The 24,895-nt window shown below is 62.8% G+C and carries 30 protein-coding genes; 29 read left to right on the top strand and 1 reads right to left on the bottom strand.

All coding sequences use genetic code 11. The annotated features are described in order from the left end of the window. Window positions 1-28: 28 nt before the first annotated feature. Both ACFPLB_RS00860 and ACFPLB_RS00855 read left to right on the top strand, forming a co-directional pair. Window positions 29-445 (top strand): hypothetical protein, encoded by a 417-nt coding sequence (locus tag ACFPLB_RS00860; RefSeq protein ID WP_009451514.1) that lies wholly within the window; start codon window positions 29-31, stop codon window positions 443-445. A gap of 698 nt (window positions 446-1,143) precedes the next feature. Further along, window positions 1,144-1,548, top strand: a complete 405-nt coding sequence (locus ACFPLB_RS00855) for a single-stranded DNA-binding protein (RefSeq protein WP_009451513.1) — start codon at window positions 1,144-1,146, stop codon at window positions 1,546-1,548. Between the two features lie 72 nt (window positions 1,549-1,620). Here ACFPLB_RS00855 and ACFPLB_RS00850 read toward each other — a convergent pair whose 3' ends face one another. Continuing rightward, window positions 1,621-2,124 carry a hypothetical protein gene (locus ACFPLB_RS00850; protein ID WP_122519264.1) on the bottom strand — a complete coding sequence of 168 codons (504 nt, stop codon included), beginning with the start codon at window positions 2,122-2,124 and terminating at the stop codon, window positions 1,621-1,623. A gap of 278 nt (window positions 2,125-2,402) precedes the next feature. Between ACFPLB_RS00850 and ACFPLB_RS00845 the strand changes: the two genes are divergently transcribed. From ACFPLB_RS00845 to ACFPLB_RS00715, 27 genes are all read left to right on the top strand, one after another. Next, complete coding sequence (locus ACFPLB_RS00845; protein ID WP_009451511.1) at window positions 2,403-2,648, top strand: helix-turn-helix domain-containing protein; 246 nt, start codon at window positions 2,403-2,405, stop codon at window positions 2,646-2,648. Between the two features lie 128 nt (window positions 2,649-2,776). Beyond that, entirely contained in the window at window positions 2,777-3,040 is a 264-nt protein-coding gene (locus ACFPLB_RS00840) for a hypothetical protein (RefSeq protein WP_009451510.1), read from the top strand. A 125-nt stretch (window positions 3,041-3,165) separates the two neighbouring features. Next, window positions 3,166-3,411, top strand: coding sequence for a transcriptional regulator domain-containing protein (locus ACFPLB_RS00835; RefSeq protein ID WP_009451509.1), 246 nt, complete (start codon window positions 3,166-3,168; stop codon window positions 3,409-3,411). 37 nt (window positions 3,412-3,448) lie between these two features. Beyond that, window positions 3,449-3,937: a DUF2285 domain-containing protein gene (locus tag ACFPLB_RS00830; RefSeq protein ID WP_009451508.1), complete on the top strand. Its 489-nt coding sequence runs from the start codon at window positions 3,449-3,451 to the stop codon at window positions 3,935-3,937. 133 nt (window positions 3,938-4,070) lie between these two features. Beyond that, entirely contained in the window at window positions 4,071-4,352 is a 282-nt protein-coding gene (locus ACFPLB_RS00825; protein WP_009451507.1) for a helix-turn-helix transcriptional regulator, read from the top strand. Window positions 4,353-4,364: 12 nt separating this feature from the next. After that, a complete protein-coding gene (locus ACFPLB_RS00820) occupies window positions 4,365-5,543 on the top strand; it encodes a replication initiator protein A (protein ID WP_009451506.1) in 1,179 nt (392 codons plus the stop codon). After that, window positions 5,540-6,193 (top strand): ParA family partition ATPase, encoded by a 654-nt coding sequence (gene parA / locus ACFPLB_RS00815; RefSeq protein ID WP_009451505.1) that lies wholly within the window; start codon window positions 5,540-5,542, stop codon window positions 6,191-6,193. Before ACFPLB_RS00820 ends, parA begins: the two co-directional genes overlap by 4 nt. Beyond that, window positions 6,190-6,948, top strand: a complete 759-nt coding sequence (locus ACFPLB_RS00810) for a DNA-methyltransferase (RefSeq protein ID WP_009451504.1) — start codon at window positions 6,190-6,192, stop codon at window positions 6,946-6,948. Before parA ends, ACFPLB_RS00810 begins: the two co-directional genes overlap by 4 nt. Next, window positions 6,945-7,199, top strand: a complete 255-nt coding sequence (locus ACFPLB_RS00805) for a hypothetical protein (RefSeq protein ID WP_009452117.1) — start codon at window positions 6,945-6,947, stop codon at window positions 7,197-7,199. The genes ACFPLB_RS00810 and ACFPLB_RS00805 overlap by 4 nt, the downstream gene beginning before the upstream one ends. Then, window positions 7,196-7,714, top strand: coding sequence for a DUF2840 domain-containing protein (locus ACFPLB_RS00800; protein ID WP_009452796.1), 519 nt, complete (start codon window positions 7,196-7,198; stop codon window positions 7,712-7,714). Before ACFPLB_RS00805 ends, ACFPLB_RS00800 begins: the two co-directional genes overlap by 4 nt. Beyond that, window positions 7,711-8,271, top strand: a complete 561-nt coding sequence (locus ACFPLB_RS00795; RefSeq protein WP_009452794.1) for a S26 family signal peptidase — start codon at window positions 7,711-7,713, stop codon at window positions 8,269-8,271. The genes ACFPLB_RS00800 and ACFPLB_RS00795 overlap by 4 nt, the downstream gene beginning before the upstream one ends. Before the next feature lie 34 nt (window positions 8,272-8,305). Next, complete coding sequence (locus tag ACFPLB_RS00790; RefSeq protein ID WP_009452793.1) at window positions 8,306-8,650, top strand: DUF736 domain-containing protein; 345 nt, start codon at window positions 8,306-8,308, stop codon at window positions 8,648-8,650. Next, window positions 8,647-9,414, top strand: a complete 768-nt coding sequence (locus ACFPLB_RS00785; protein ID WP_009452792.1) for a lytic transglycosylase domain-containing protein — start codon at window positions 8,647-8,649, stop codon at window positions 9,412-9,414. Before ACFPLB_RS00790 ends, ACFPLB_RS00785 begins: the two co-directional genes overlap by 4 nt. A gap of 247 nt (window positions 9,415-9,661) precedes the next feature. Next, a complete protein-coding gene (locus ACFPLB_RS00780) occupies window positions 9,662-11,440 on the top strand; it encodes a relaxase/mobilization nuclease domain-containing protein (protein ID WP_074896798.1) in 1,779 nt (592 codons plus the stop codon). Window positions 11,441-11,455: 15 nt separating this feature from the next. After that, window positions 11,456-13,456 (top strand): conjugal transfer protein TraG, encoded by a 2,001-nt coding sequence (locus ACFPLB_RS00775; RefSeq protein ID WP_378227349.1) that lies wholly within the window; start codon window positions 11,456-11,458, stop codon window positions 13,454-13,456. Between the two features lie 3 nt (window positions 13,457-13,459). Next, the gene (locus ACFPLB_RS00770) at window positions 13,460-13,891 is read left to right on the top strand and encodes a ribbon-helix-helix domain-containing protein (protein ID WP_378227348.1); all 432 of its coding nucleotides are present in this window, start codon (window positions 13,460-13,462) and stop codon (window positions 13,889-13,891) included. Between the two features lie 61 nt (window positions 13,892-13,952). Continuing rightward, a complete protein-coding gene (locus ACFPLB_RS00765) occupies window positions 13,953-14,213 on the top strand; it encodes an AbrB/MazE/SpoVT family DNA-binding domain-containing protein (RefSeq protein ID WP_009452788.1) in 261 nt (86 codons plus the stop codon). Beyond that, entirely contained in the window at window positions 14,210-14,620 is a 411-nt protein-coding gene (locus tag ACFPLB_RS00760) for a type II toxin-antitoxin system VapC family toxin (RefSeq protein ID WP_378227347.1), read from the top strand. The genes ACFPLB_RS00765 and ACFPLB_RS00760 overlap by 4 nt, the downstream gene beginning before the upstream one ends. Before the next feature lie 323 nt (window positions 14,621-14,943). Further along, window positions 14,944-15,099, top strand: a complete 156-nt coding sequence (locus ACFPLB_RS00755; protein WP_378227346.1) for a hypothetical protein — start codon at window positions 14,944-14,946, stop codon at window positions 15,097-15,099. 8 nt (window positions 15,100-15,107) lie between these two features. Then, on the top strand, window positions 15,108-16,373 hold the full coding sequence (locus ACFPLB_RS00750; RefSeq protein ID WP_378227345.1) for a DUF2235 domain-containing protein: 1,266 nt from the start codon (window positions 15,108-15,110) through the stop codon (window positions 16,371-16,373). Window positions 16,374-16,376: 3 nt separating this feature from the next. Continuing rightward, window positions 16,377-18,179: a hypothetical protein gene (locus tag ACFPLB_RS00745; protein ID WP_378227344.1), complete on the top strand. Its 1,803-nt coding sequence runs from the start codon at window positions 16,377-16,379 to the stop codon at window positions 18,177-18,179. 256 nt (window positions 18,180-18,435) lie between these two features. Next, the gene (locus tag ACFPLB_RS00740) at window positions 18,436-19,380 is read left to right on the top strand and encodes a HamA C-terminal domain-containing protein (RefSeq protein ID WP_378227343.1); all 945 of its coding nucleotides are present in this window, start codon (window positions 18,436-18,438) and stop codon (window positions 19,378-19,380) included. Further along, window positions 19,377-21,983: a DEAD/DEAH box helicase gene (locus tag ACFPLB_RS00735; protein WP_378227342.1), complete on the top strand. Its 2,607-nt coding sequence runs from the start codon at window positions 19,377-19,379 to the stop codon at window positions 21,981-21,983. Before ACFPLB_RS00740 ends, ACFPLB_RS00735 begins: the two co-directional genes overlap by 4 nt. After that, on the top strand, window positions 21,983-22,720 hold the full coding sequence (locus ACFPLB_RS00730; RefSeq protein WP_378227341.1) for a DCL family protein: 738 nt from the start codon (window positions 21,983-21,985) through the stop codon (window positions 22,718-22,720). The genes ACFPLB_RS00735 and ACFPLB_RS00730 overlap by 1 nt, the downstream gene beginning before the upstream one ends. A gap of 566 nt (window positions 22,721-23,286) precedes the next feature. Beyond that, window positions 23,287-24,285 (top strand): P-type conjugative transfer ATPase TrbB, encoded by a 999-nt coding sequence (gene trbB, locus ACFPLB_RS00725; protein WP_378227340.1) that lies wholly within the window; start codon window positions 23,287-23,289, stop codon window positions 24,283-24,285. Then, window positions 24,282-24,611 carry a TrbC/VirB2 family type IV secretion system protein gene (locus ACFPLB_RS00720; RefSeq protein WP_009452106.1) on the top strand — a complete coding sequence of 110 codons (330 nt, stop codon included), beginning with the start codon at window positions 24,282-24,284 and terminating at the stop codon, window positions 24,609-24,611. Before trbB ends, ACFPLB_RS00720 begins: the two co-directional genes overlap by 4 nt. After that, window positions 24,611-24,892 (top strand): VirB3 family type IV secretion system protein, encoded by a 282-nt coding sequence (locus tag ACFPLB_RS00715; protein ID WP_378227339.1) that lies wholly within the window; start codon window positions 24,611-24,613, stop codon window positions 24,890-24,892. Before ACFPLB_RS00720 ends, ACFPLB_RS00715 begins: the two co-directional genes overlap by 1 nt. Window positions 24,893-24,895 lie beyond the last annotated feature (3 nt).

Genomic DNA, 24,895 nt, shown 5'->3' with positions numbered 1-24,895 from the left:
TGACCCTCAACCGTTTCTGGAGGTTTCCATGACGCTGATCCTGCTTGCTATCTCGCTGACGATCATGCTTTGCATCATTGCCTACAATCTCGCGATCTACGCGCTGCCCGTCATGGTTGCGATCTCGGCCGCGCAGTATGCGTGGGCCGGCGGCGCCGGAATATTCATGAGCGGCTTTGCGGGCGCAGGAGCCGCTTTGCTGTCGATTGCGCTGGTGATCGGCATTCTCGGCTTCGCGAAGAGCCCGACCTTGCGCGTGATTGCGCTCGCGATGTTCGCGATCCCTGCCGCCATCGCCGGATATGCCCTCATGCATGGCGTCACGAAGAACGCAATCGACTCGACGGTAGTACTCAATCTGCTCGGCGGAGCAGGCGGCCTGTTCATCGGTATCGCCGCTATGGTCAATCTGAACGCGCTTGGTGTCTCTGTCTTCTCTCGTTGATTCGGCAACTGCGGGCCATCATTCCCACGATGAAAGCCGGTGGCCTGTGCCGCCGGGTTCTGTCTTTCCTGCCAAAAATTGGCATGTGACGTCAGTTCTGCCGTTATGCCGTCGCTTCCGGCCTGCTTCATCCCGACCGTGGAGGCTCGGACACGGAATGCCTCTCGCGCCCGTAACGGTCATTGTCTGGTTGCCGGTCCAAATAGCGATGAATGCGGCCCACGATTACCTTCATCACCTTTCCCAGCTCCGCCTGACCGGTCGTCCGCAAATTAAGCGAATACGGTGAGGTTCCATATCTGGTAGCCCGATAAGCTTGTCCGGTTTCTTCCCCGCCAACCTCCAGTAGGACAGATGCATGTGGCTTAAAGAGGAGAACGGCAGGCGCCGCCTATCCGTGCGTTATGAGCGGACCCGACGGTTTGTTGTTGACGGCAAGGATGGTTCTGCTGTGCGCCTCGGTTCGTACCCGTCTCAGCGGCGCCATCCCTCCGACTGACTGATCCCCTAAGTCCGTGCGGTTTCCGGCCGCAACCCACGCGGCTCCGGACCGTGTTGCCGCGCAAGCGCGACTGCCCGCTCCACTCCGGGCCTTATGGGCGAGCTGCCAGCGAGCAGGCAGTTGCAGGCGTCTCCCGCCGGCCTTGGCCGGGTCTCGTCGGAGGGATGGTCCCTCCGAGAAGCAACGGAGACTTACAATGCAGAACATCGTCATTCTCGCCGGCAACATCGGTCAGGACCCTGAAACCCGTACCACTCAGGGAGGCACCAGCATCACCCACTTCACCCTGGCCACTTCACGTCCCCGCTACTCGGACGGCAAGGTTGTCCGCGACGAGAACGGCTACCGGGTTCAGGATACTGAATGGCACCGGATCACCTGCTTCAACGGTCTCGGCAAGACGGTCCAGCAATACTGCGAGAAAGGCATGAAGGTTCTGGTTCGCGGGCGCATCCACTACACGAAGTGGACGGACCAGCAGGGCAACGACCGCTACGGGTGTGAGATCATCGCCGAGACGGTTGATTTCCTGAGCCGGGCGAAGCAGACTGAAAACAACGACGGTAGACAGTCCGACTACGACGACGAAATACCGTTCTAGCCGGAAGAGATGGAAACCCGGCGGCGTAAGCCGCCGGGCCTCCCTCATGTTTTTCCGCATATTTACTCAGGTCTACTCGCAGGAGATCGATATGATCTCGCGTGAATCATCGTCGTAGAAAACGTTCATCCGTTCACGACCGAGATTCGACGTTACCGCGCATATCGAGCACGTCATCCGCCATGTTGCGTCAGCCGGCCTTTCAGGGAGCGCATCAAGCTGTTTGCCGATAAAGCCCTGAAACTCCGAAGCTCGGCACCTGTCTCCAAAATAATATATCCGCGGACCATCCGCCGTCTCGGTGATCCAGACGCCGGGAAGGCGCGGATGATTGCGGATCGTCGAATTCTCCGGCGCCCAATAGGTGAAAGGCGGCAACGGATCGGCTTCCACAATCACCTTCGGTTCAGATTGCTGAGCCGGCGTCGTGGTTGTCCCCTGGGACAAGGCGACTCCCGACGCCGCAACCATGGTCATAAAGAAGATAGCGGACAGAGCGGCGACAAACTGCAATTGAGATACTCTCGCACTATTGTTGGGGATTCCCAGCGTCCAGTTTTGATCGTCAAACGACAAGCTATCCCGTGAAGGCGGCAACAAGACGGCTGGATAGGCGAGTTGTGGTGGACGGCAATCATCACGGGACCAACGTCGATGAACTGGCCCCCTTCGCCTCGTAAGGAGTGATGCCGGGCCACCATCGGCGCGGCGCTCGGCAAGCCGAATCACTCGGGGGTCTCTTACGCTTGCATGATTGCCTCAGCGAGCGATTATGGCTCGATTCTTTTGTAAACTACGGCTATTATAGCCGTAGTTCTGGCGCGAGACTCAGTGCCGGTGGGAGGTGATCTTGTATGATCACCGCCCATCAAACTCGGGCCGCGCGCGCATTGCTGGGTTGGACACAGGAGACGCTCGCAGACAGGGCCACCGTATCGCTGACCGCGCTCAAGCGCATGGAGTCGGTCAATGGGGAGCGCGTCTTCGAGAGTACTGCCGACAGGGTTCGCAGGGCGTTGGAAGCGGCAGGCATTGTCTTCATCAATTCCGACCGGCATATCGGAGTGATGCTGGATGTCCCGAACACTGTGCGTCGCTGACGCCATGTCCCCAAACCGGACGCGATGCCGCATGCGTGCGCGCTATGGTGAATCGTCGTTTACCAATCACGTCATTGTGATATTGTGCGCGCCATCGCACCAGACGTCGCAATTGGGGAAAGGACGCAATGGCGACGCTATCCTTTCGTGATGAAGCACCCAACGGCGATTTTCTCACCGATTACGACCGCATGCATGTGAAACTCTATTGTCGTCTGCTCGATGCCGAGGCGGACGGTGCTGACTGGCAGGAAGCCGTCGAAATCCTGTTCGGCATCGACCCCGACACCGAGCCCGAGCGCGCGCGCCGGATACACGATACGCACCTCGCCCGCGCCCACTGGATGACTGAACACGGCTACAAGATTCTGCGCCTCGGCCGCCTGAACTGAAGTTTCGTAGCCCATCGCATTGCTGACAAGGCAAGACGGTTTGCGGCCTGAGGCACTTCCGCGGCGCGCAACCCGGCCGGATCATCTTCCCGTTTGACCTGCGTTCGTAGCCTGGGAGGAATATCATGAGACCCGACACGTCGCGCTGGCGGATAGAGTCCGCTTATCGGTTCATGGACGAGGCAGGCGTCGATCATCTCGCCTGGGAGTGTCTACGGCGGAACGGCGACTATCAGCAAGACTATCGTGACCTGCGGCGTGCAGACCGCCTTGGCAAGCCGCTCCCCGAAACGATGGAGAGCCGCTGGGGGTTGCGATTTCGCGGCCCGGCCACGTCTGACGGCAGGCGACCAACCGATCTTCTGGAGTGAGACTGCCGACACCGCTATTCTGCGGCTGGCGGGCAACTTGGCGCCTGCCCGGGAGGGAGCCGTCACCCTGCGCGCCTTCCTTGCCGGTGAGAAGAGGATCACGCCAGACGAACTCCATCTCCTCCTGCGCGAGATCGGTACTGGTCTGCACCTGGTCGCCGATCCCGCGATTCGGCCCGACGATCCGATATCGGTTGCTATCGCGCTTGACCGCGACGGTCTCGATCGCATTGCCGCGCTCGACCGCCTGCTGCGCCACCTGGCCGGCTACCGCGTTCCGCCCGATCAGCGCATGACCGCCCAACAGCGAAGGCGGCTCAAGGCGATGCTGCGCGCTGTCGACGCCCGCCAGCATCGCGCCAGCCAGCGCGAGATCGCACAGGTCCTGTTCGGCGTCGAGCGCATCGCCAAGGAGCACTGGCAATCCTCGCCACTCCGCGACACCGTACGCGATCTCATCCGTGACGGCACCGCCATGATCGCCGGCGGTTATCTCAAGCTTCTGCGTTTCCGCCGCCGCCTCTGACCCCGCCCCGGTCAGGGTGGGGTTATTCGATACCCCCTGAAATCCCCCACTCCCTGCGCCCCGCTTCTTCGCCACCGTGACCCCTGACCGCCGCTCCCCCCGAGCGGCATCCCCCAGAGCCACGGAGGCATCCATGTACCCCAATCCCGCTCTCCTGCCGCCGCGCTTTCTGCGCACGAGGGAAGCCGCAGACTTTCTCGGCCTCTCGCCCCGCACGCTGGAAAAGCACCGGACCTATGGCACCGGACCACTTTTCCGCAAGCTTGGCGGCCGCGTCGTCTATGCGATCGACGAACTCGAAGCCTGGGCCGAGCGTGGCACCGTCGCCTCGACCTCCGATCCGCGCGGCAGCGTGCTGCCCGCCCTGCCGGGCAACAGGCAGCACTATCCCGCGCCTAGTCGCTCGGCGCGTTGAGGGCTGTCAGGCATGTCCCGACGCCTTCCTATCTCGGAGCGCGCGCGCCTCGACCCTTTCGTCATCGCGACGGGCGACGCCAGCCCGCGCGACCAGCGCGACCTCATGGAGCGCCCATTCTTCTCGCTGTCTAAGTCGCGCCGCACCGTGCCGATCCTCTACGAAGCCGGCGCCGTGCGCGTCGAGGTCTTTGCCGTCCCCGAGCATGGCATGGCTACGATCTGGGACGCGGATATCCTCATCTGGGCGGCGGGTCAGATCGTCGAGGCCGAGAACCTCCGCCTTGCGACCTCCCGCTTCCTGCGCTTCACGCCCTACCACCTCCTGACGGCTATCGGCCGCGAAACCGGCGCCAGCGACTACAAGCTGCTCAAGGCCGCGCTGACGCGGCTGCAATCGACCTCGATCCGCACGACGATTCGCAATGGCGAGCATTGGCGGCGGCATCAATTCTCCTGGGTCAACGAATGGGAGGAACTCACCCGCCTCGACGGCCGGGTCGAGGGCATGGAGTTGGTCCTGCCCGATTGGTTCTATCGGGGCGTCGTCGACCGCTCGCTCGTCCTTGCAATCGACCCGGCCTATTTCCGGCTGAAGGGCGGGATCGAACGCTGGCTCTATCGCGTCGCCCGCAAGCATGCCGGCCGCCAGCGGCATGGCTGGGTTTTCGACCTCCACCACCTTCATGAGAAATCCGGTAGCCTCGCGCGCGTCTCCGATTTTGCGCTCCAGATCCGCCGCATCGCCATGCGCCAGCCGCTGCCCGGCTATCACCTGGGCATCGAGCGCGACGGTCGCCGTGAAATATTGCGCATCCTGCCCGCGCCGTCATCGGCCGGGCCTGTGGATAGTGCTGTGGATGCAATCGGGAGATCACACGCACGACCCTTCGGGAGATCACACGCAAGTCCTTCGGGAGATCACACGCAAAGGCGCCAGCTAACGCTTTGGCCCGACACGACGATTCCCGGCCTTAACTTAGAGTCTAACAATAATACTAACTTTTATGAGCGCGCGCGCGATGTGGAAAACCTCATTCGCGACACGGCCCGAAGTCTCGGCATCGCCGGAAAGAAGGGCACGCCGGCCGGGCCATCCGCTGCGAATCCGTCAACGGCGCCCGACGGCACCGGCTTCGCTGAAACCGTCGCCCCACGGCTCCCCCTCGATCGGCTGGGAGAACGCCGATGATCGTCGCCTTCCTCAATCAGAAGGGTGGTGTCGGCAAGACGACGCTTGCACTCCATCTCGCCGGCGAGATGGCGTCACGCGGAAGCCGCGTCACCCTGATCGACGCCGACCCGCAAGGATCGGCTCTCGACTGGTCGCAGCAACGCGCGCGCGAGGGCCTGCCTCGCCTGTTCGGCGTCGTCGGCCTGGCGCGCGACACGCTGCATCGCGAAGCGCCGGAAATCGCCGGCGGCGTCGATCATGTCGTCATAGACGGCCCGCCGCGTGTTGCCGGCCTGATGCGCTCGGCGCTGCTCGCCGCCGACCTCGTGCTGATCCCGGTGCAGCCGTCTCCGCTCGACGGATGGGCTTCGGCCGAGATGCTGGCGCTTCTGGCGGAAGCGCGCATCTACCAGCCGCAGCTCGCCGCCCGCTTCGTCCTCAATCGCTGCGGCGCGCGCACCGTCATCGCACGCGAGACGGCCGAGACGCTGGCTGACCACGATCCTCCGGTGCTCGCCACCACCATCGGCCAGCGCGTCGTCTTCGCCAACGCCGCGCAGACCGGACGGCTCACATCCGACATCGACCGCCATTCGCCGGCAACGCGCGAGATCGCGGCGCTGGCCACCGAGATCGCGCGCCTCGGCGTCGGGAGGACCGCGCCATGATTGTGCTCCCCGAAATCATACTGTCCGGCGACTGCCGGGACCGCATGCCATCGCACGGTCCGTTCGACATGATCCTCGCCGATCCCCCTTACGGCGACACGTCGCTCGCATGGGACCGGCGGGTCGAGGGCTGGCTAGTGCTCGCACGCGCGGCGCTTGCGCCAACCGGCTCGATGTGGGTCTTCGGCTCGCTGCGCAGCTTCATGGCGAGCGCCGGCCGTTTCGCAGACGCTGGCTTGCGGCTCGCCCAGGAGATCGTCTGGGAGAAGCAGGACGGGAGCAGCTTTCATGCCGACCGCTTCAAGCGCGTGCATGAGCTGGCCGTCCAGTTCTATCCGGCCGAGACGCCCTGGGGCGAGATATACAACGATCCGCAGACCACGCCCGACGCGACCGCCCGCACGGTGCGGCGCAAGCAGCGTCCACCCCATACCGGCAAGATCGATCCCGGCTACTATGTCAGCCATGACGGTGGCCCACGCCTGATGCGCTCGGTCATCTACGTGCGCAACTGCCACGGTCGCGCCATCCATCCGACCGAGAAGCCTTCCGCCCTCCTCGAAATCCTCATCCGCACGAGCTGCCCGCCCGGTGGTCTTGTCGGCGATTGGTTCGCGGGATCCGGTGCGGCCGGCGAAGCCTGCCGGCTCTCCGGCCGTCGCTACATCGGCTGCGAGATCGACCCGACGATGGCCGACCGCGCCCGTGACCGCATCGCTGCCGTCTTGCCATTCCATGACGGAGGCCCGTCATGACGTCCGGCACGGACAAGCGCGGCTTCGCCACGCGCCCGGCCGATCCCGATAACTGGATCAAGATCGGCGACGCAGCGTCGCCACGCAGGGATGCCGCCGACGTCTATTCGGCGCGGCTGACCGTGGACATCACGCCGGCGTTGCGCGGCCGCATCAAGATCGCGGCCTTCCAGCGCGGCGTCACCGTCGCCGACATGCTCCGCGACCTGTTCGCGCGGGAGTTCCCGCCTGCTGATGGAGGAACGCCATGACCGGCTTCCAGCCCGGCCGCATGGGCGGCCACGCGCTGCCTGACGACGCGCCTGCCTTCACCACGCTGGTTCACCTCACCTGGGAAGAAGGCCGGATTGAGCACCGCATCCGCTTCGGCCGGACGATCTACCAGCGGAAGATCGACCGGCGCAGCCGCGTCGTCGGCTTCGCGCCGAACAGCGTCTTCGCCTTCGTCCGATGGGCGTCGAACGATTATGGCACCGTCGTTTCCCGCATAGACATCCTGCGGGCGATCGGTCGCGGCGAGCCGTTCCAGACGCTGCCTTTCGTCCGTCCGGGCGGCGACCTTCTCCTGAAGCTCCACGGCTGGCCGAAGGTCGAGCGCGTGCTTCAGCTCATCGACGCGATTGATGCGCTCGGTATCGAGCCAGCCGACGCCGCGCCAGCCTATTGGCGGCACGTCCACAACCGCCTCACCGCCAACGCGGAACCGCGCCTCTATACACGCGACCAGCACGATGCCTGGCGCGCGCGCCGGAGCATCCTGCCATGAGTGCGCGCCGCGTCACGCTCGCCGCCATGCTGGCCGGTGCGGTTCTCGTTGCCGCGCCGATCGTCAGCGGCCATGCCCCGCGCTTCATCTGGAACGCATCGGCCAGTGTTCCGATCGGACTCTATTCGCTCGCGCCCGTTCGGTCGATCGCGGTCGGCGATCTGGTCGTGGTGCTGCCGCCCGACGACCTCGCCGGCTTCCTCGACGCACGCGGCTACCTGCCGCGCGGCCTGCCGCTCATCAAGCGCGTACTGGCGCTGCCCGGCACCGAGGTCTGCCGCCGTGGTCCGTCCGTGATCGCTTACGATCACGCCTATGGCGATGCGCAGCCGCGCGATCGCTTTGGCCGCGATCTGCCGCAATGGCAGGGCTGCCGTGTGATCGCCGCCGGTGAGGTCTTCCTGCTCAACTGGGACTCGGGCGACAGCCTCGACGGCCGCTACTTCGGCGCGCTTCCCGCCTCGGCCGTCATCGGCCGTGCGCTTCCTCTCTACACCGACGAAGACGGCGACGGCCACTTCCGCTGGTGCTTCGCCGATCCGGCCCTTGAGCCGTGAACTTCCCCTCAACCGCACCACAGGAGACGACATCATGGCAGACCTCGGCAGTTTCACCCGCACGGAAACCGGTTTCAAAGGGCGCTTCGAAGGGCTCGGCATCGAAGGGTCGCTCACCTTCGTTCCGGCCAAACCTTCGGAGGCCGAGAACGCGCCGGCCTACCGCATCCTGCTCGGCGACGAGAACGGCCGCGATATAGGCGCGGGCTGGTCGCATGTCGGCGAAAAGGCCGGCGAATTCGTCTCCATCGAGGTTTACAGCCCGCTGTTCGGCTGGCTGCGCGCCAACCTATTCCGCGACAGCGACGACGACGACACCGTCTGGAGCCTCCACACCAACGACCAGCGGACCAAGCGCGCTGAAGGAACCGACAAGTGACGGATCAACGTCCTGCCGGCGTCGGACGGCGTTCTTCCGTCCGGCGTCCGGTGCTCCTCCTCTTCCTTTCCGGCCTGCTTCTCGGCCTCGCGCCCGCGCCCGCGATCCGTGCGCAAACCGTGCAGGCCGCGCGGCCGGAGGTCGGCGGTCCCTATGCCGTCGACATCGCCGAGGCCGCGCACCGTTTCGGCATTCCGGCCGCATGGATCGCGGCCGTCCTCGCCGCCGAAAGCAATGGCGATCCGACCGCCGTATCGTCGGCCGGTGCAATGGGCCTGATGCAGCTCATACCCGCAACATGGGATGAACAGCGCGCGCTTCACCGGCTCGGCAACGACCCCTTCCAGCCGCGCGACAACATTCTCGCGGGCTCAGCCTATCTGCGCGCCATGTGGGACCGCTACCGCAATGTCACCGACATGCTCGCCGCCTATAATTTCGGCCCCGGCCGGTATGACGAATACCTCGCAGGCGAACGCGACCTGCCGGCCGAAACGCGCGACTACATCGCCGCGCTCGTTCCCCTTTTCGGCAGCGATCCGCTCCCGCCGGGCGCTATCGTCGGCCCGCCGCGCATCACCGATTGGCGCGATGCACCGCTCTTCGTCACGGCTCCGGCCGACGTGGTATCTGCATCCCGTCTGCACGGCAAACGCAGCGTGGGCGCAACTTCGGATGCGTCTTCGCCGTCGCTCAATCCGCTCGCGCCATTCTCGTCCGGGGCGCTGTTCGTCGCCCGCCCGGCCTCGGGAGGTATGCCATGAGCGGAATCGCGCCCCTTCGCGTTGCAGCGAACTGCCGGAAAGGGAAGGAAGGGTCGCGGGCCGGGAGAGGCACGGCGACAGGAAGACGGCAAGGTAAAAGCGCCTGCGCAAACCACCCGCAAGCCATTGGAATGGCTTGGTGTTTTACGCATATGGCGATCGGTCGTGCATACGCATGGGCGATTTTGTCAGCAAAATCAAAGGCAATTTGTATGGGCGGCCCCGCCGTGCCTCCTGGGAGGCGCGCATGAGCGACGACAGCGATTTCCGCATCCGCCCTGGCAAGCCGCGCTCGACCCGCGTGCCGCGCACCAAGACCTTCATCAACCAGGTGCTACGCGCGGCCAGGCAAGCGAGCAACACGCCGGTTCGCGGATCAAGCTCGCCGTCACGGCGGGTCGGCACCGGCCGCTCGACCTTCGGCCGCGGCCGCAATGTGATCTCTCGCAACCGGCTGCTCGGTTCGCATCGCCGCGTCGTCGCCAAGGCGCGCATCGCCCGACATCGGGGTCGGGCTTTCCGCTCGGCACCGATCTCGGCGCATCTCTCTTATCTGAAGCGCGAAGGCGTCAGCCGCGACGGCGAGAAGGGCGTCATGTTCGATGCCGACAACGACCGCGCCGACGATCTCGGCTTCGCCGATCGCTGCCAGGACGACCGGCATCATTTTCGCTTCATCATCTCCCCGGAAGACGCCGGCCAGATGGAAGATCTGCGCGCCTTCACCCGCGATCTTGCAAAACAGATGGAGGCCGACCTTGGCACGCTCCTCGATTGGGTCGCCGTCGAGCATTGGAACACGGACAACCCGCACGTCCATCTTCTCGTGCGCGGTGTCGACGACACCGGCGCCGATCTCGTCATATCGCGCGACTATATCAGCCACGGCCTGCGCGGACGGGCCGAGGAGTTGGTCGACGCCGAACTCGGCCCCAAGCCCGAGCACGAAATCCGCGCCAGCCTCGCGCGCGAGGTCGAAGCCGACCGCTGGACACGCCTCGATCGGGAGATCACACGCCAGTCCAACGAGCTTGGCTATATCGACCTGCGGCCCGAGGCGAAGGGGCCGGACGATCCCCAAATCCGTCGGCTACTCGTCGCCCGCCTGCGCCATCTCGAAAAGATGGGGCTCGCCGCCGACGCCGGCGTCAACGAATGGTTCGTCGAGCCGGGCGCGGAACGGGTGCTCCGCGATCTCGGCCATCGCGGTGACATCATCAAGACCATGCACAATGCCTTCGCCGGGCTCGGCGAGGAGCGTGGTGTCGCCGACTTCGCAATCGACCCTGGCAAGGACGGGTCGCCGATCATCGGCCGGCTGGTCGACAAGGGCCTGCATGATGAGCTGACCGGCGAAGCCTATGCCGTGATCGATGGCACGGATGGTCGCGCCCATCACGTCCGGCTGCGCGGCATCGAGGCGCTCGAGCGCACGCCGCCGGTCGGCGGCATCGTCGAGGTTCGCCGCTTCGGCGGGCCGGACGATCCCCGGCCCACCATCGTCCTCGCCAACCGCTCCGACCTCGATCTCCAGACCCAGATCACCGCGCCGGGCGCGACCTGGCTCGATTACCGGCTGGTCGAGAAGGAGGCGATGCCGCTCGGCGCCGGCGGCTTCGGCCGCGAGTTGCGCGAGGCGATGGACGCGCGCGCCGAGCATCTCGCCGACGAAGGCTTCGCCCGGCGCGAGGGCCAGCGGATCATTCTCCAGCGCAATCTCCTGGCGACGCTCCGCCGACGCGAACTCGACGCCGTGGGCGAGCAGCTCTCGGCCGAGACCGGCTTGCAGCATGTGAAGGCGCAGGCCGGCGAATATGTCGCCGGCACCTATCGCCGCCAGCTCTCACTCTCCTCCGGCCGCTTCGCCGTGGTCGAGGGGATCGGTCCGGACGGCGGGCGCGGCTTCCATCTCGTCCCCTGGTCCCGCGAGATCGAACACAAGCTCGGCCAGCACATCTCCGGCGTCGCCCGCAGCGGAGGCGGCATCGACTGGTCACTCGGCCGCAAGCGCGACCTCGGCCTCTGACGAAAGGAACCTCCCATGTCCGGCACCAAAATCCTCTGGGGGCAGATCAGCATCGTCTTCCTGATCGTGCTCGCCTCGGTCTGGGGCGGCACGCAATGGGTGGCGTTCCGTCTCGGCTTCCAGCCCCAGCTCGGCCCGGCATGGTTCGAGATCGCCGGCTGGCCGGTCTACTATCCGCCGGCGCTGTTCTGGTGGTGGTATTTCTATGAAGCCTATGCCCCGCGCATCTTCGCCGAGGGCGGCATCATCGCGGCGTCGGGCGGCTTCATCTCCATCGCCGTCGCCATCACCATGTCGGTAATGCGTGCCCGCGAGGCCAACGACATCGACACCTATGGCTCGGCACGATGGGCCGACCGCACGGAGATCGAGCGCACCGGCCTGCTCGGGCCGGACGGCGTGGTCCTCGGCCGCTACGAGCGCGACTATCTGCGGCATGACGGGCCGGAGCATATTTTGTGCTTTGCTCCGACGCGCTCGGGCAAGGGCGTCGGGTTGGTCGTGCCGAGTCTGCTGACCTGGCCGGACTCGGCGATCGTCCACGATATTAAAGGGGAGAACTGGCAACTCACCGCCGGATTCCGGGCGAAGCATGGCCGTGTCCTGCTGTTCGACCCAACCAATGCCGCGTCGGCCGCCTACAATCCCTTACTCGAGGTGCGGCGGGGCGAGTGGGAAGTGCGCGACGTGCAGAATGTCGCCGACGTGCTGGTCGATCCGGAAGGCAGCCTGGAGAAGCGGAACCATTGGGAGAAGACCAGCCACTCATTGCTGGTCGGCGCCATCCTGCATGTGCTTTACGCAGAAGCCGACAAGACGCTCGCCGGCGTCGCCGCCTTCCTCTCCGATCCTCGCCGCACGATCGAAGCGACTTTGGACGCGATGATGGCTACCCGCCATCTCGGCGAAAAGGGACCACATCCCGTCGTCGCGTCGACGGCGCGGGAACTGCTCAACAAGAGCGACAATGAACGCTCGGGTGTCCTATCCACCGCCATGAGCTTTTTGGGCCTCTACCGCGATCCGGTGGTCGCTGCCGTGACCTCGCGCTGCGACTGGCGCATCGCCGATTTGATCGCCGACCCGAAACCGTCGACGCTGTTTCTGGTCGTTCCGCCCTCGGACATCTCGCGCACCAAACCCCTCATTCGCCTCGTGCTGAATCAGATTGGCCGGCGATTGACCGAGGACCTCCATGCCAAGGACCGGCGGCATCGCGTCCTGATGCTGCTCGACGAGTTTCCTGCGCTCGGCAGACTCGACTTCTTCGAATCGTCGTTGGCGTTTCTCGCCGGCTACGGCATCAAGAGCTTCCTCATCGCCCAATCGCTCAACCAGATCGAAAAAGCGTATGGGGCGAACAATGCGATCCTCGACAATTGCCATGTGCGCGTCAGCTTCGCGACCAATGACGAGCGCACCGCCAAGCGCGTTTCCGATGCCCTCGGCACGGCGACAGAGATGAAGGCGATGCAAAACTATGCCGGCAGCCGCCTGGCACCGTGGCTCGGCCACATCATGGTGTCGCGTTCCGAGACCGCCCGCCAGCTCCTCACTCCCGGCGAGATCATGCAGCTCCCACCAGATGACGAGATCGTCATGGTGGCAGGAACGCCGCCGATCCGGGCGAAGAAGGCGCGCTACTACACCGATCCCCGCCTCATGGAACGCGTCCTGCCACCGCCGGATCCGGCGACGATCGCCGTCAGTGCGCGGCAGGACGGATGGTCGGCGCTCAAGCCCCTGAAACCTGATGCCGAGCTGGTCGCGGCCCCCGAGCCGACTGCCAAGGACGACGAGGACAAGGCCAATTCGAGCCTTCGCCGGGAACCGGAGCTGCCGGACCATGTGGAGATCGTCCACGAGAAGAAGGAGCCGGAGCCCGAGAACGAGTTTCGGCACCTGCTCGGCGACGATCAGGAAGACATCGCCCGGCAGCGCCAGGCCATGCGCCGCCAGATGCACGGCCTCGCGCGCCAGGTTTCCATGGACCCGAACGACACCATTGATATGTGAGGAATGACCTTGCGCCAACGCCTATGCCTGACCCTTCCTTCCGACCTGCTCGCCCGACTCAACGATCTCGCCGACCGTCGCAAGCTGTCGCGCTCGGCCGTCGCCGAAGCGGCTATCGCCTCATTCCTGTCGCCCGACGCCCTCGACACGCGCGAAGCCGCCTTTACCCGCCGGCTCGATCGCCTGTCGCGCCAGACGGCCCGGCTTGAACGCGACGTGCGGTTGACCGCCGACACGCTGGCGCTGTTCGTCCGCCACTGGCTGACCATCACCCCGCCTCTGCCGCCCGAGGCTCACGCGACCGCGCAGGTCAAAGGCAAGGAGCGGTTCGAGGGTTTCGTCCAGACGCTCGCCATACGGCTCCAGCAGGGCAGTAGCTTCCTGAGTGAGATCCCCGACGATATTGATCCAGGCCGAGAAGACGCCGATGACTGACCATGCTTGTGGAATGTCGACTTCGAACGTATATACATTACCGTATATACAGGAGGTCCCCATGCCCCATATCGCCAAAGTCTTTCAGTCCGGCAACTCGCAGGCTGTCCGCTTGCCGAAGGAGTTTCGCTTCGATGTTGAGGAGGTGGAGGTGTCGCGCGAAGGCGACGCTGTGATCCTGCGCCCGAAGTCCGACACAAGCCGTCGGTGGGCCTCGCTGCACGCCGCCGTCGAACGCGGCTTCAGCGACGACTTCATGGCCGACGGGCGCGACCAGCCCGAGGATCAGGAGCGTCCCGAACTCGATCAAGCGTTTCAGTGAGCCTGCGTCTGCTCGACACCAATGCGGTGATCTCGCTGGTGGCGCGACGCTCCGATGCGTTGCTGCGACGAGTCGAGGCGTCCGAACCTGGCTCACTGGCCGTTTCCTCCGTGGTCGCGCACGAACTCTATTTCGGCGCCTACCGCAGCGAAAAGATCGCGTTCAACCTCGAAACGCTCCGGCTCCTCTTCGCCGATCTCGGCGTCCTCGACTTTGATCGGGAGGATGCACGCGTGGCCGGCGAGATCCGAGCCGAGCTGAAGCGACGGGGAACGCCGATCGGCCCCTATGATCTGCTCATCGCCGGCCAGGCCAAAGCGCGGGGCCATATACTCATCACCAACAATACCGGCGAGTTTTCGCGTGTCGCAGGATTGCAGGTCGAGGACTGGACCATAGCCAGATAGTCGTTCGGATGGCCAGTCGTTCTCGCAACGGATCAATATTAGAGAATCGTCAGCTCGCGACGCAGTTGTCGCCGCTCGGGATGTTTCCGTCGCCGCCCGAAATTTGCGATTGGTTTGGTTCTTCATGGACGGGGCACCGGGCCCGGATAGAGACTGTCAGCTTGTAGGCGTCTAATCACGGAATCCGGAACTTCGCATAGCTCGGCTCATCAGCAGCTCTCTGATCACTCAGCAGCCAAATCGCCGGTAGACAATCTAAGGCAGGAGACTAGTCTCGACTCGGGGATAGCGCGATAAGAATCGCGCCGGAGGCGGGAGGGAAGGTGCCTACAACCGACATCGACGACGAGGATCGGTGGTACGTTTCCAAGAAGATGGGAAGCGACAACGACGACTGTCGGGGCCGCCGCAGCAACATCATCGTCGCGATCGCACCTGGCGGAAGTCTTACCGTCAGCTACAATCCGCAGACCGACTAGGAACGCGCGTGCCTAAGACCGATGATCAGCTTATCGCGGGGATGGTCCCACCCAAGGGTAGCCGCAACCTGGTTGTGCTGTGCGACGGGACCGGAAACGAACTCGGGCGCGCGCTTGCTGAAGACCAGCGCGACATTCGCATCTCGAACGTCCTCAAGGTGTTCCGGATTGCCGAGAAGCGCACCAACCAGCACGTCTGGTACTCGCCGGGCGTCGGCACGATCGGACGTAGCGACTGGCTGCACCGGATCCGGCAGAAGGTTGTCGGATTCGTCGGCCTTGCGGCAGGCTACGGCCTCGACGACAACGTGCTCGCGGCCTACCGCTTCCTGGTCGAGACTTGGCGGCCGGGCGATCGCATATTCCTTGTCGGCTTCAGCCGAGGTGCGTGGACGGTTAGGGTCCTTGCCGGGATGCTCCACCTCATCGGACTGGTCCGGCTCGACCAGATGAACATGTGTGACAGCGCGCTTGAGACGTACAAGCGCGCCGCTGCCGAGGACAAGTTGCCTTTGGCTTGGCATTTCGCGCGCGTCATCAACGCACGCTATCCGACGATCCACTTCCTAGGCTGCTGGGATACCGTCGCCTCGGTCATCGTCCCGCGGCCTGATCGCTTCTGGCTGCCGAGCTTTGAAGACCTACCGTTCACTAAGACCAATCCGAGCGTCGCGACCTTTCGCCATGCCCTTGCGCTCGACGAGCGCCGCGCGCTGTTCCAGCCTGCCGAATGGATTCAGCCGCAAGCTTTCGTGCCCAATCGGTTTCGTCCCGACGAGACGCGAACGCAGGATATCGAGCAACGCTGGTTCCCGGGCGTCCATTCGGACGTGGGCGGCGGCTATCCAGAAAGCGAGAGCGGGCTTTCGAAGCTCGCCCTCGTCTGGCTGCTAGACGAGTGCGGGAAGGCCGGGATGAAGCTCAACAAGCCCAACTACCGCCATCTCGTGCTAGGCGCACCAAAGGAGGGCAGCGGGCACCAGTATCGCTCGCCCGATCCGGCCGCAACGATGCATCGATCACTTAAGCGTGCTTGGTGGCTAGTCGAGGCTGTACCAAAGCGTGTGAGAAAATCGATGTGGCCGCGGCCCTCGCTGTTCGGGCTCTACCTACCGTTGGCACAACCCCGTTGGGTGGATGCTGAGCATTCGCTTGATCCCTCGATCGCGGCCCGCATGGACAGAGTGCCGAGTTATCGGCCTGTCAACTTGCCCGCGGCGCTGCAGGCTTTGCCGGCACTGCCTCGATCGGATCCACCAGTCGACCGGGGGTGACCAATGCTCGAACAGCTTCAGACCGCGCGTAGCGCGCATTTCTATCGTAGACGCAGACGCCTCACAAAAAAGGCAGTTCAAGAGCTATTCGTCGAACTTCGGCACGAGGCGCTTAATCCAGGTCAAACGTTCTTCAGGATCGAGCGCGCCCAGCGCGCTGACGCGCGCTACTCGGCAATCTGTTTCGCTTACGACCGGCCGGTCCCGTTTCTCGCCAACGAGACGGTGGACCGCGTCCACGGTTTCCTTTTGCTGGTCGAGCGCCGCGAGACCGTCGCCGTATTCAAGGCAGGCCTGGACGTCACGAACGCGTTCAAGCGCACTTTTCTCGAACCGCTGGGTCGCTCGCGGGTCGAACGGGCAATTGCACGTCATGATGCGGTGTTCGAGAAGCTAAGCCTGCGCAACATGACGACCTCGCCATTTGCTCTCCGCTCAAAAGTGCTCGAGGCACGCGATCTGCAGAATGCGATCGCGACTTCGAGTGCGACGCGTTTCATCCCCCAAGGTTACCGCGTGCGCCGCGAGGATGGCAGCTATTCGGCGACCCCGAGCACGGGCCGGATAACGGTGCGTGCCGATCGTGCCTCGTGCGTGGAAGCTGTGGATTGGGCGAGCCAGATCGTCGACCTACTCGACGATGAGGCCGCCGAGGCGTCGCCGTTCATCCGTACCTTCGCGCGGTCGATCGAGCTGTCACAGCTACCGGCGGACATCCGACCAACCTATTTCGCGGTCGACACGATGGGCCTAGCGGAGGCAATCTTCGAGGCTGACGACACGGCTCGGCTGGTGAGGGAGACCGAAGCTGGTTGGGAGCAACTATCCAAAACCGAAGCCGAAGAGATCATCGCCGATTTAGACCGGACATACGATGTCGCTATCGATCGTACCAATATCCAGCTGGAGTACCAAGGTGCCGCTGCCGGGGTGCTGCGGTTTAGCAAGTCGCGGATCGCGCTCAAGCAATTGGATATCCCCGCCACCGCGGTCTTCGTCGAACGTACTGACCATGCCGTCGGGACCGATCCGGACCGTGTGCCACTCGCGCGCTATCTCGATGCCGAAGATCTCTTTACCGTTCTCTTCAGCGACCTTGCGCTTGCCTACGTTAACGGCTCTCTGTTCCGCGACGAGGCCATGGTGGGTGGTGGGGCGGAGTTCCTCCGGCACCTACGACCGCGCGACGAACTCGCCGTCGCCACCGACGAAAAAGGCGCGTTCGTCCATGGCCAAGCCGCGTTCGACGCGGACTCGGTGTTCGGTATCGTCGCCGATGGTCTGGCCGCGGAGGACATCCTCATCTGCGACGATCTCGGTGACGAGTGGGCCGATTTCATCGGCGTCTCGACGCTGACATCTCCGGCAATAGTCAGCTTCTACCATGCCAAGCACGGCACTCGCTCCTTAAGCGCGTCGGCCTTTCATGAAGCCGTCGGACAGGGGATCAAGAACCTCGGCCGCCTCTCGTTGTCGGGCGAGGCTATGGCCGCTAAGTATGCCTCGTGGGACGACGTCTATCGCAAGGACGGGGCCGAGACGGCAATCAGGCGATTCATACGGGGCGGAACGCGAAACCAGATCGAGCAGGCGATCACCAATACGGTTGGCGCGCCGGATGTTGTCCGCCGGGTGTTTATCGTGACGTCCTCGCTCAGCCATGCGGACGTCGCCGAAGGCTTCGCGCGGGCGGCAGACGGGCAATCGGTCCGCCCACACTTCGTTCAGCTCTACTGGATTCTGATGGGGTTCTTCTCGGCCTGCGCGGAGATCGGTGCAATTGGATATGTCATTTGTCAGCCATAGGAAGCCGTATGAATATGGCTGTAACGGGCGAAATTGGTGGGCTGGGGAGCGAACCGTCTGGTGTAGAGAAAACGCCACAGAAGAACCGCTGTTCAGACTACTGACGCTTCCACATGCCCCCAGAAAGGCGAAGCGGTTTGTAGCTGCTGCACCACTTCCGAAACTGGTGACAAGACTGCAGGATTTCTTGGCTTTTGACTTGCGAACGCATTTATTCCCTTGCATTATCCGAGTGTTATCGGTGTGGGGAAACTAAGTGGCAGCGATCACCAGTGAGCAACTCGACGCAATACTGTCGGGTGACCCCGAGGAATTAGGAGTATATCTGCACCTCGTCGACCGAGATATTCAGATCGAGGATCACAAGGTCACAGTGCATTGCCACTGCCTCACGACCGATGCAAACGGGAGGGTCAAGGTCAAGCGCCTCGCCGAATTCATGCGCAATGCGGCCGCCGACTACGCTATCCCCCGCAATCGGATCGAAGAGGCAAAAGAGCGCGACGCACGATTTCGCTCGACCTCCGCGGTCTCAAAGCTTCATCAGGAGGCGCGTGGGGTCTTCACGGACCTCGCCACCACGGGCGAAGGAGGCGAATTGCTTCTGTTTCTGCTGGCGGAGCGTTTCCTCGGGCTGCCGCATGTCCTGTGCAAGATGGATCTGAAGACGGACACGCGGATGCATTATCACGGCGCCGACGGTGTCTATGCAGCCGTCACGGACGATGGTCGGCTGAAACTGTATTGGGGCGAGTCGAAGGTCTACGGCGATCCGACCGACGCAATTCGGGACTGTCTCAAGTCACTGGCCCCCTTCCTTCTCGAAGAGGATCACGAGGGTTCATCGCGTGAGCGAGATCTCCTTCTTCTCAGCGACAAGGCCGACCTTGGTGATCCGGACCTGTCGGCGGCGTTCAAGCGCTATTTCGATACCACGTCGCCCCTGTCGAACAGCATTGAATACTGCGGCGTTGCGCTAGTTGGCTTCGACGCAGATTTCTATCCATCTAGTGAAATCAAGGGCGTTCTGGAGGACATGGTCACGGCGGCGAAGACTGGTCTAGAGAGCTGGAAAGGAGCCGTGGGACGTCGGCTGACGGCTGAAAAACTCCAGCAATTCGAGATCCACCTCCTCTGCTTACCCTTACCTTCGGTGGAGAAATTCCGAGAAGCGTTCCTCGAGGCAATGGGACACTCATGACCGAGAGCGAACTTCAGGAATGGTTATTCGAGACGTCTTTGCAAAATGAACTTCGGCTACTCGGCCTTGTCACTGCATTACTGGAACTCGACAACGTCACCAAGGACCCATCGCTCGAAAACGTCAAATTCGACTGGCCGCGGTTGCTCTTCGCAGCGAGCATTCTCGCCAGATCAGGGAAGCGAGCACATAAGGAGGCGAGCTTACGAATCGCAACTGGTGCGATGCTGCTTCCAACCTCCGAACCTGTCAGGGATGCGGCCGCGGTCCTTTTCAACAAACTGTCGAATCAGCGATCCGCCGCCCTTGCCGAACAACGCGGGCGATTGCGCCCCAGTCTGGAATCGCGGCTGGGGATTGCGCTACGCATTGAGGATCAGCGAAGCCAACTGGAAAACTCGATACTCCTTCAATCGAGCGGAGAGCGCTTGGCTGTCAACGAATTCCAATTGAAGTTTTGGTCAGCGGCCGTCCAAGATAAGGCATGGTTGTCCGCTTCTGCTCCAACAGCTTCCGGCAAGACGTTTCTCGTTTTGAAGTGGCTTGTGGACTCACTGGGGGCAGGCAAGGTCCGATGCGCCGTTTATCTCGCGCCGACACGCGCTCTGGTCTCGGAGATCGAGGCCTCGCTCAAGGAGACCCTGGCTCAATCCGACATTGATGCGGAGGTCACCTCGCTGCCCTCGGCACAAAAGTACGGCGCCCTGGCGAGGGACTCCAAGAAGTGCGTGCTCGTATTCACTCAAGAGCGGCTCCATCTCCTCGCGAACCTCATGAACGATCAACTTGACGTCGACCTAATCGTGGTCGACGAAGCCCAGAAAATCGGAGATCCTCAACGAGGGGTCATCCTTCAGGATGCAATCGAGCGCCTCTTACGCGCAAGCCCTCACATGCGGGTCGCCTTTGTGAGCCCCGCGACTCAAAACCCTGAAATCCTTCTGGACGATGCCCCAGAGATCACACCAACGTGTGCCATAGACAGCGACGTTGCGACGGTTTTACAGAATATCATCGTCGCTCAACAGGTTCCGGCGAAACCCACCAAATGGGCATTACAGTTCCGCTATGGTGAGGACTGTCTGCCTATCGGTACCTTGAACTTACAAAGCAAGCCGAACACGATGAGAAAGCGCCTTGCTTTCATCGCTGCGTCTGTCGGCCAGCGTGGTGGCACGCTCGTCTATGCCAATGGCGCCGCCGATGCAGAAGAGATTGCTCTCCTGATTAGCCAATTCACCGAACGGACCGACGTGGTGGATCAGGAATTGGCCGATCTGGCTGACCTTGCTAGGAAGTGTGTCCATAAGAGCTATATGCTCGCGCCGCTGGTCGAACGCGGAGTGGCATTTCACTACGGCAACATGCCTTCCCTAATTAGGCTGGAAATCGAGCGTCTATTCAGGACGGGAAAGCTGAAATTTCTCGTCTGCACGTCGACGTTGATTGAAGGAGTCAATCTGTCGTGCAGAACCATTGTTGTTCGTGGCCCGAAGAAGGGTAAGAACACCCCTATGGAGCCGCAAGATTTTTGGAACCTTGCGGGGCGGGCGGGACGTTGGGGCAACGAGTTTCAGGGCAATATCATCTGCATTGACGCCTCCGACGAACGTGTTTGGCCGTCGGGGGTGCCGCAGCGGACGCGGTACCCCATCCGCCGCGAGACCGACGCCGCACTATCTAAACTCGACGATCTTGTGGCCTACATTTCTTCTCGGTCAACGGCGGAAGCTCCCGATACCCACCGGGTAAAAGAATTCGAGCAGGTCAGCGCGTACCTGACCACCACCTACATGCGCGAACGCTCTCTTGCGACCGCGCCGTGGGCCAAACGCAAATCTGATGAGGATATTCGCAAACTCGAAGACGTCCTGACGCAGGCGACCGCTACCATGAGCGTAAATCCGGAAATTGGCTCGCGCAATCCTGGCGTCAGCTTGTTCGGCCTTGAGCGCCTTCTAGCCTATTTTAGAGCCTACCCGGGCGCGCCCGAGGATCTGTTGCTGGCGCCATCGGAGAGTGACGATGCCTACGACCGCTTTACCGAAATCATGGAGCGGCTCAACGAGAATGTACTTATCGTTTTCCTGCCCACTACGCTCATTCCGCTTCACGCGATCATCGTTCTCGAGTGGATGAAGGGCTTTTCGCTACCGACGATGATCCGCCGACGTATTGAGTATCTTCAACGGCGGGGAAGCCCAATAGATACAGCGAAGGTGATCCGTCAAACCCTCGAACTTATCGAGGGCACTGCCCGTTTCCTCGCGCCGCGATACTTCTCCGCTTACGTCGACGTCTTGAATCAGCATCTGAGAGAAATTGGACGAGAGGACCTTATAGATAACGACCTAGAGATCGGGGTCGCGCTCGAATTCGGCGTAACGTCCATCACCATGCGGTCCCTCATGGAGCTCGGAATGTCCCGCATCAGCGCCGTGGCCCTATACGAGGTAATCGCGATGGATGGGCTGGACGAGGAGGGTTGCATTGAATGGATACAGGAACGCCGCGAGCAGCTCGATAGCATAGGTCTACCGGCCATTGTTATCCGAGAAGTGCGCGAGCGAGTGCTCGCGAAGGTTCCTTTGGAGGAGGATTGATGGCCAAACCTGTCGAACTTTCGAATGGTCGAAGCTGGAAGACGAAATCAGCTGCTAAACTGCACTTCAAGACTATGTTGGCTCGGTATGGAGATGGGGACATCATCGCCGACTATGACGACCACAGCGATCTCTGCGCCCTGCTGGAGCGATTCGATGTGCTGATTGCTGACAGTGCGCCCAAGATCGGCCCCGGGATCGAGAGGTTCGAGCGGCGACTGAACAAAGGTGACGGCTGGTCCAGCCCAGGCTTTTGGGTGGTAAGGATCGACAAAACTGCGACCGACTTCAGCTATGTCAAAGCAGTGGACGGTACTGCTAAGTCCCAGTCGCAGGAGTTTTACGATGCCTGCCATAACGCAGTCTCACGCGACCTTTTGCACATGAAACAGCGACAGTTTGACCACTTCGCGAATGCCGATGGTGAGATTGAATGCGATATTACAGGCCAGCTGGTGGTCTATGCCGACGCTAACCTCAATCACGCGAACCCGCCGTTCGGGGCCATTGTCAACGGATTTCGCAAACTGAAAGGTTGGGAGCTTGCGTTTCCACTAGGAACGCTTACGACTTCGAAGGATGCACAATTGTCCACGCGTTTTTCGGATGATGCTCTTGCCCGCGAGTTCCGAAACTACCACCATAATCTTGCGGTCTTGCGCATAGTGGCGAAATCCAGACCACCTGGAAGCACTACAATGTCTCTAACGGTGAAGCGCCCGTTGCGCTTCAGTTAATCCACTTGAGGCTTGAAGAGACCGCTGAGGCGAATCTCGGCGTTATGCTCAACACCGCCTCAAAGAAGCAGACGGTGCATCTGAGGATTGCGTATTTATATTAAATCGCAGTCGCGAAAATCAATGCTTGGGGCCGTGAGAACCTGCAAAGTGTTCGCTGCCGGCTTCCGCTTTCGGGTAGCTGCAAAGCTGATCCCAATGGCCGTAATTGGGGCGCATTGCTGTCAAAGGACAGCGGCCACCTAAACGGCCGCTTTGCCAACTCCGCCGCCCAGAAGCGGACGGATAGGAATTCACCTCGAAAGCCGCTGTTGATACGCCTCAACTTTGGTCCGGCTTTGCCATGTTCGCCAGCACCTACTGAAATGCCATGGACGCTGCACTCACAACACAGCTGATTCGTGTTCGGACGCTTGCTCGCGTGGGAGCAACTCCGCCGTTCTCCTGTATTACTGCGCTGCGCTACTACTACGACCGAAACTTGTTGAATCGGCCCGTTTTGCCGTCCTTTTAGTTATCCCCATCCGGGGACCGCATTCGCCCTTCTCCCCGGAAACGGGGACGAGATGGCTAGCCAAAATCGCAAACAGGCAACGATGGAACGTGGTGCGCGCATGCTACGCACCGCGCTCGGGCCTGCCATCTCGGACCTGTTGCGCGACCCCTCCATCGTCGAGGTGATGTTGAATCCCGACGGACGCATCTGGGTGGATCGCCTCGCCGGGGGACTGGAAGACACCGGCGAAAAGCTAACCCCGGAAGACGGCGAGCGCATCGTCCGTTTGGTGGCCCACCATGTCGGGGCGGAAGTCCATGCCCGTTCCCCGCGCGTCTCGGCCGAGCTGCCGGATTCGGGCGAACGGTTCGAGGGCCTGCTTCCGCCTGTCGTCGCCGCACCGACCTTCGCCATCCGTAAGCCCGCCGTGGCCGTCTTCACCCTCGACGATTATGTCGCCGCCGGGATCATGGCCGAAGCCCAGGCCGCCGCGCTGCGCGAAGCCGTCGCATCGCGCGCCAACATCCTCGTGGCGGGCGGCACGAGCACCGGCAAAACCACGCTCACCAATGCGCTGCTGGCCGAAGTCGCCAAGACGCAGGACCGCGTCGTCATCATCGAGGACACGCGCGAGCTGCAATGCGCGGCCGAGAACGTCGTCGCCATGAGAACAAAGGATGGCGTTGCGAGCCTCTCCGATCTCGTCCGCTCCTCGCTGCGCCTGCGCCCCGACCGCATCCCGATCGGCGAGGTGCGCGGCGCCGAGGCGCTCGATCTCCTCAAAGCATGGGGAACCGGCCACCCCGGCGGCGTCGGAACGATCCACGCCGGCTCCGCCATCGGCGCGCTGCGCCGCCTCGAGCAGCTCATCCAGGAGGCGGTCGTCACCGTCCCGCGCGCCATGATCGCCGAAACCATCGACCTGGTTGCCGTCCTTTCCGGCCGGGGCGCCGCCCGTCGCCTTGCCGAGCTTGGCCGCGTCGAAGGGCTCGGCCCTGACGGCGACTACCGGCTTTCCCCCGCCAATCCAGAGCCAACCCCGACCCACGATCAAGGAGAACATGCATGATCCGCCGTGCCTTCCGCGTCCGCCGCCATATCGCAACCGCCGCCGCCTTCACCTGGGTCGCGCTGCTGACCTCGCCGGCCCTGGCCTCGGGCTCGTCCATGCCCTGGGAGGCGCCGCTTCAGTCCATCCTCGAATCCATCGAGGGGCCGGTGGCGAAAATCGTGGCGGTCATCATCATTATCGTCACCGGCCTTACGCTCGCCTTCGGCGATACCGGCGGCGGCTTCAGGCGGCTGATCCAGATCGTCTTCGGCATCTCGATCGCCTTCGCGGCCAGTTCGTTCTTCCTGTCGTTCTTCTCGTTCGGCGGCGGGGCGGTGATCTGATGGCGGCCGTCCTTGAACAGCTCGACGCCGTGCCGGGGTTCACCGCCCCGGTTCACCGGGCGCTGAGCGAGCCCATCCTGCTCGGCGGCGCACCGCGCTCGGTGGCGATCCTCAACGGCACGCTCGCCGGGGCGATCGGCCTCGGTCTCCAGCTCTGGCTCGCCGGCATCCTGATCTGGGCGCTCGGCCATGTCGCCGCTGTCTGGGCGGCGAAGCGAGATCCCCACTTCGTCGAGGTCGCGCGCCGCCATCTGCGCGTGCCTGGCCACCTGTCGGTGTGAGGC

Source organism: Aquamicrobium segne (assembly GCF_042656785.1).
GTDB lineage: Bacteria > Pseudomonadota > Alphaproteobacteria > Rhizobiales > Rhizobiaceae > Mesorhizobium > Mesorhizobium segne.
Note: the sequence above shows the minus strand (reverse complement) of the source record. Positions and strands in the feature narration are given on the sequence as shown.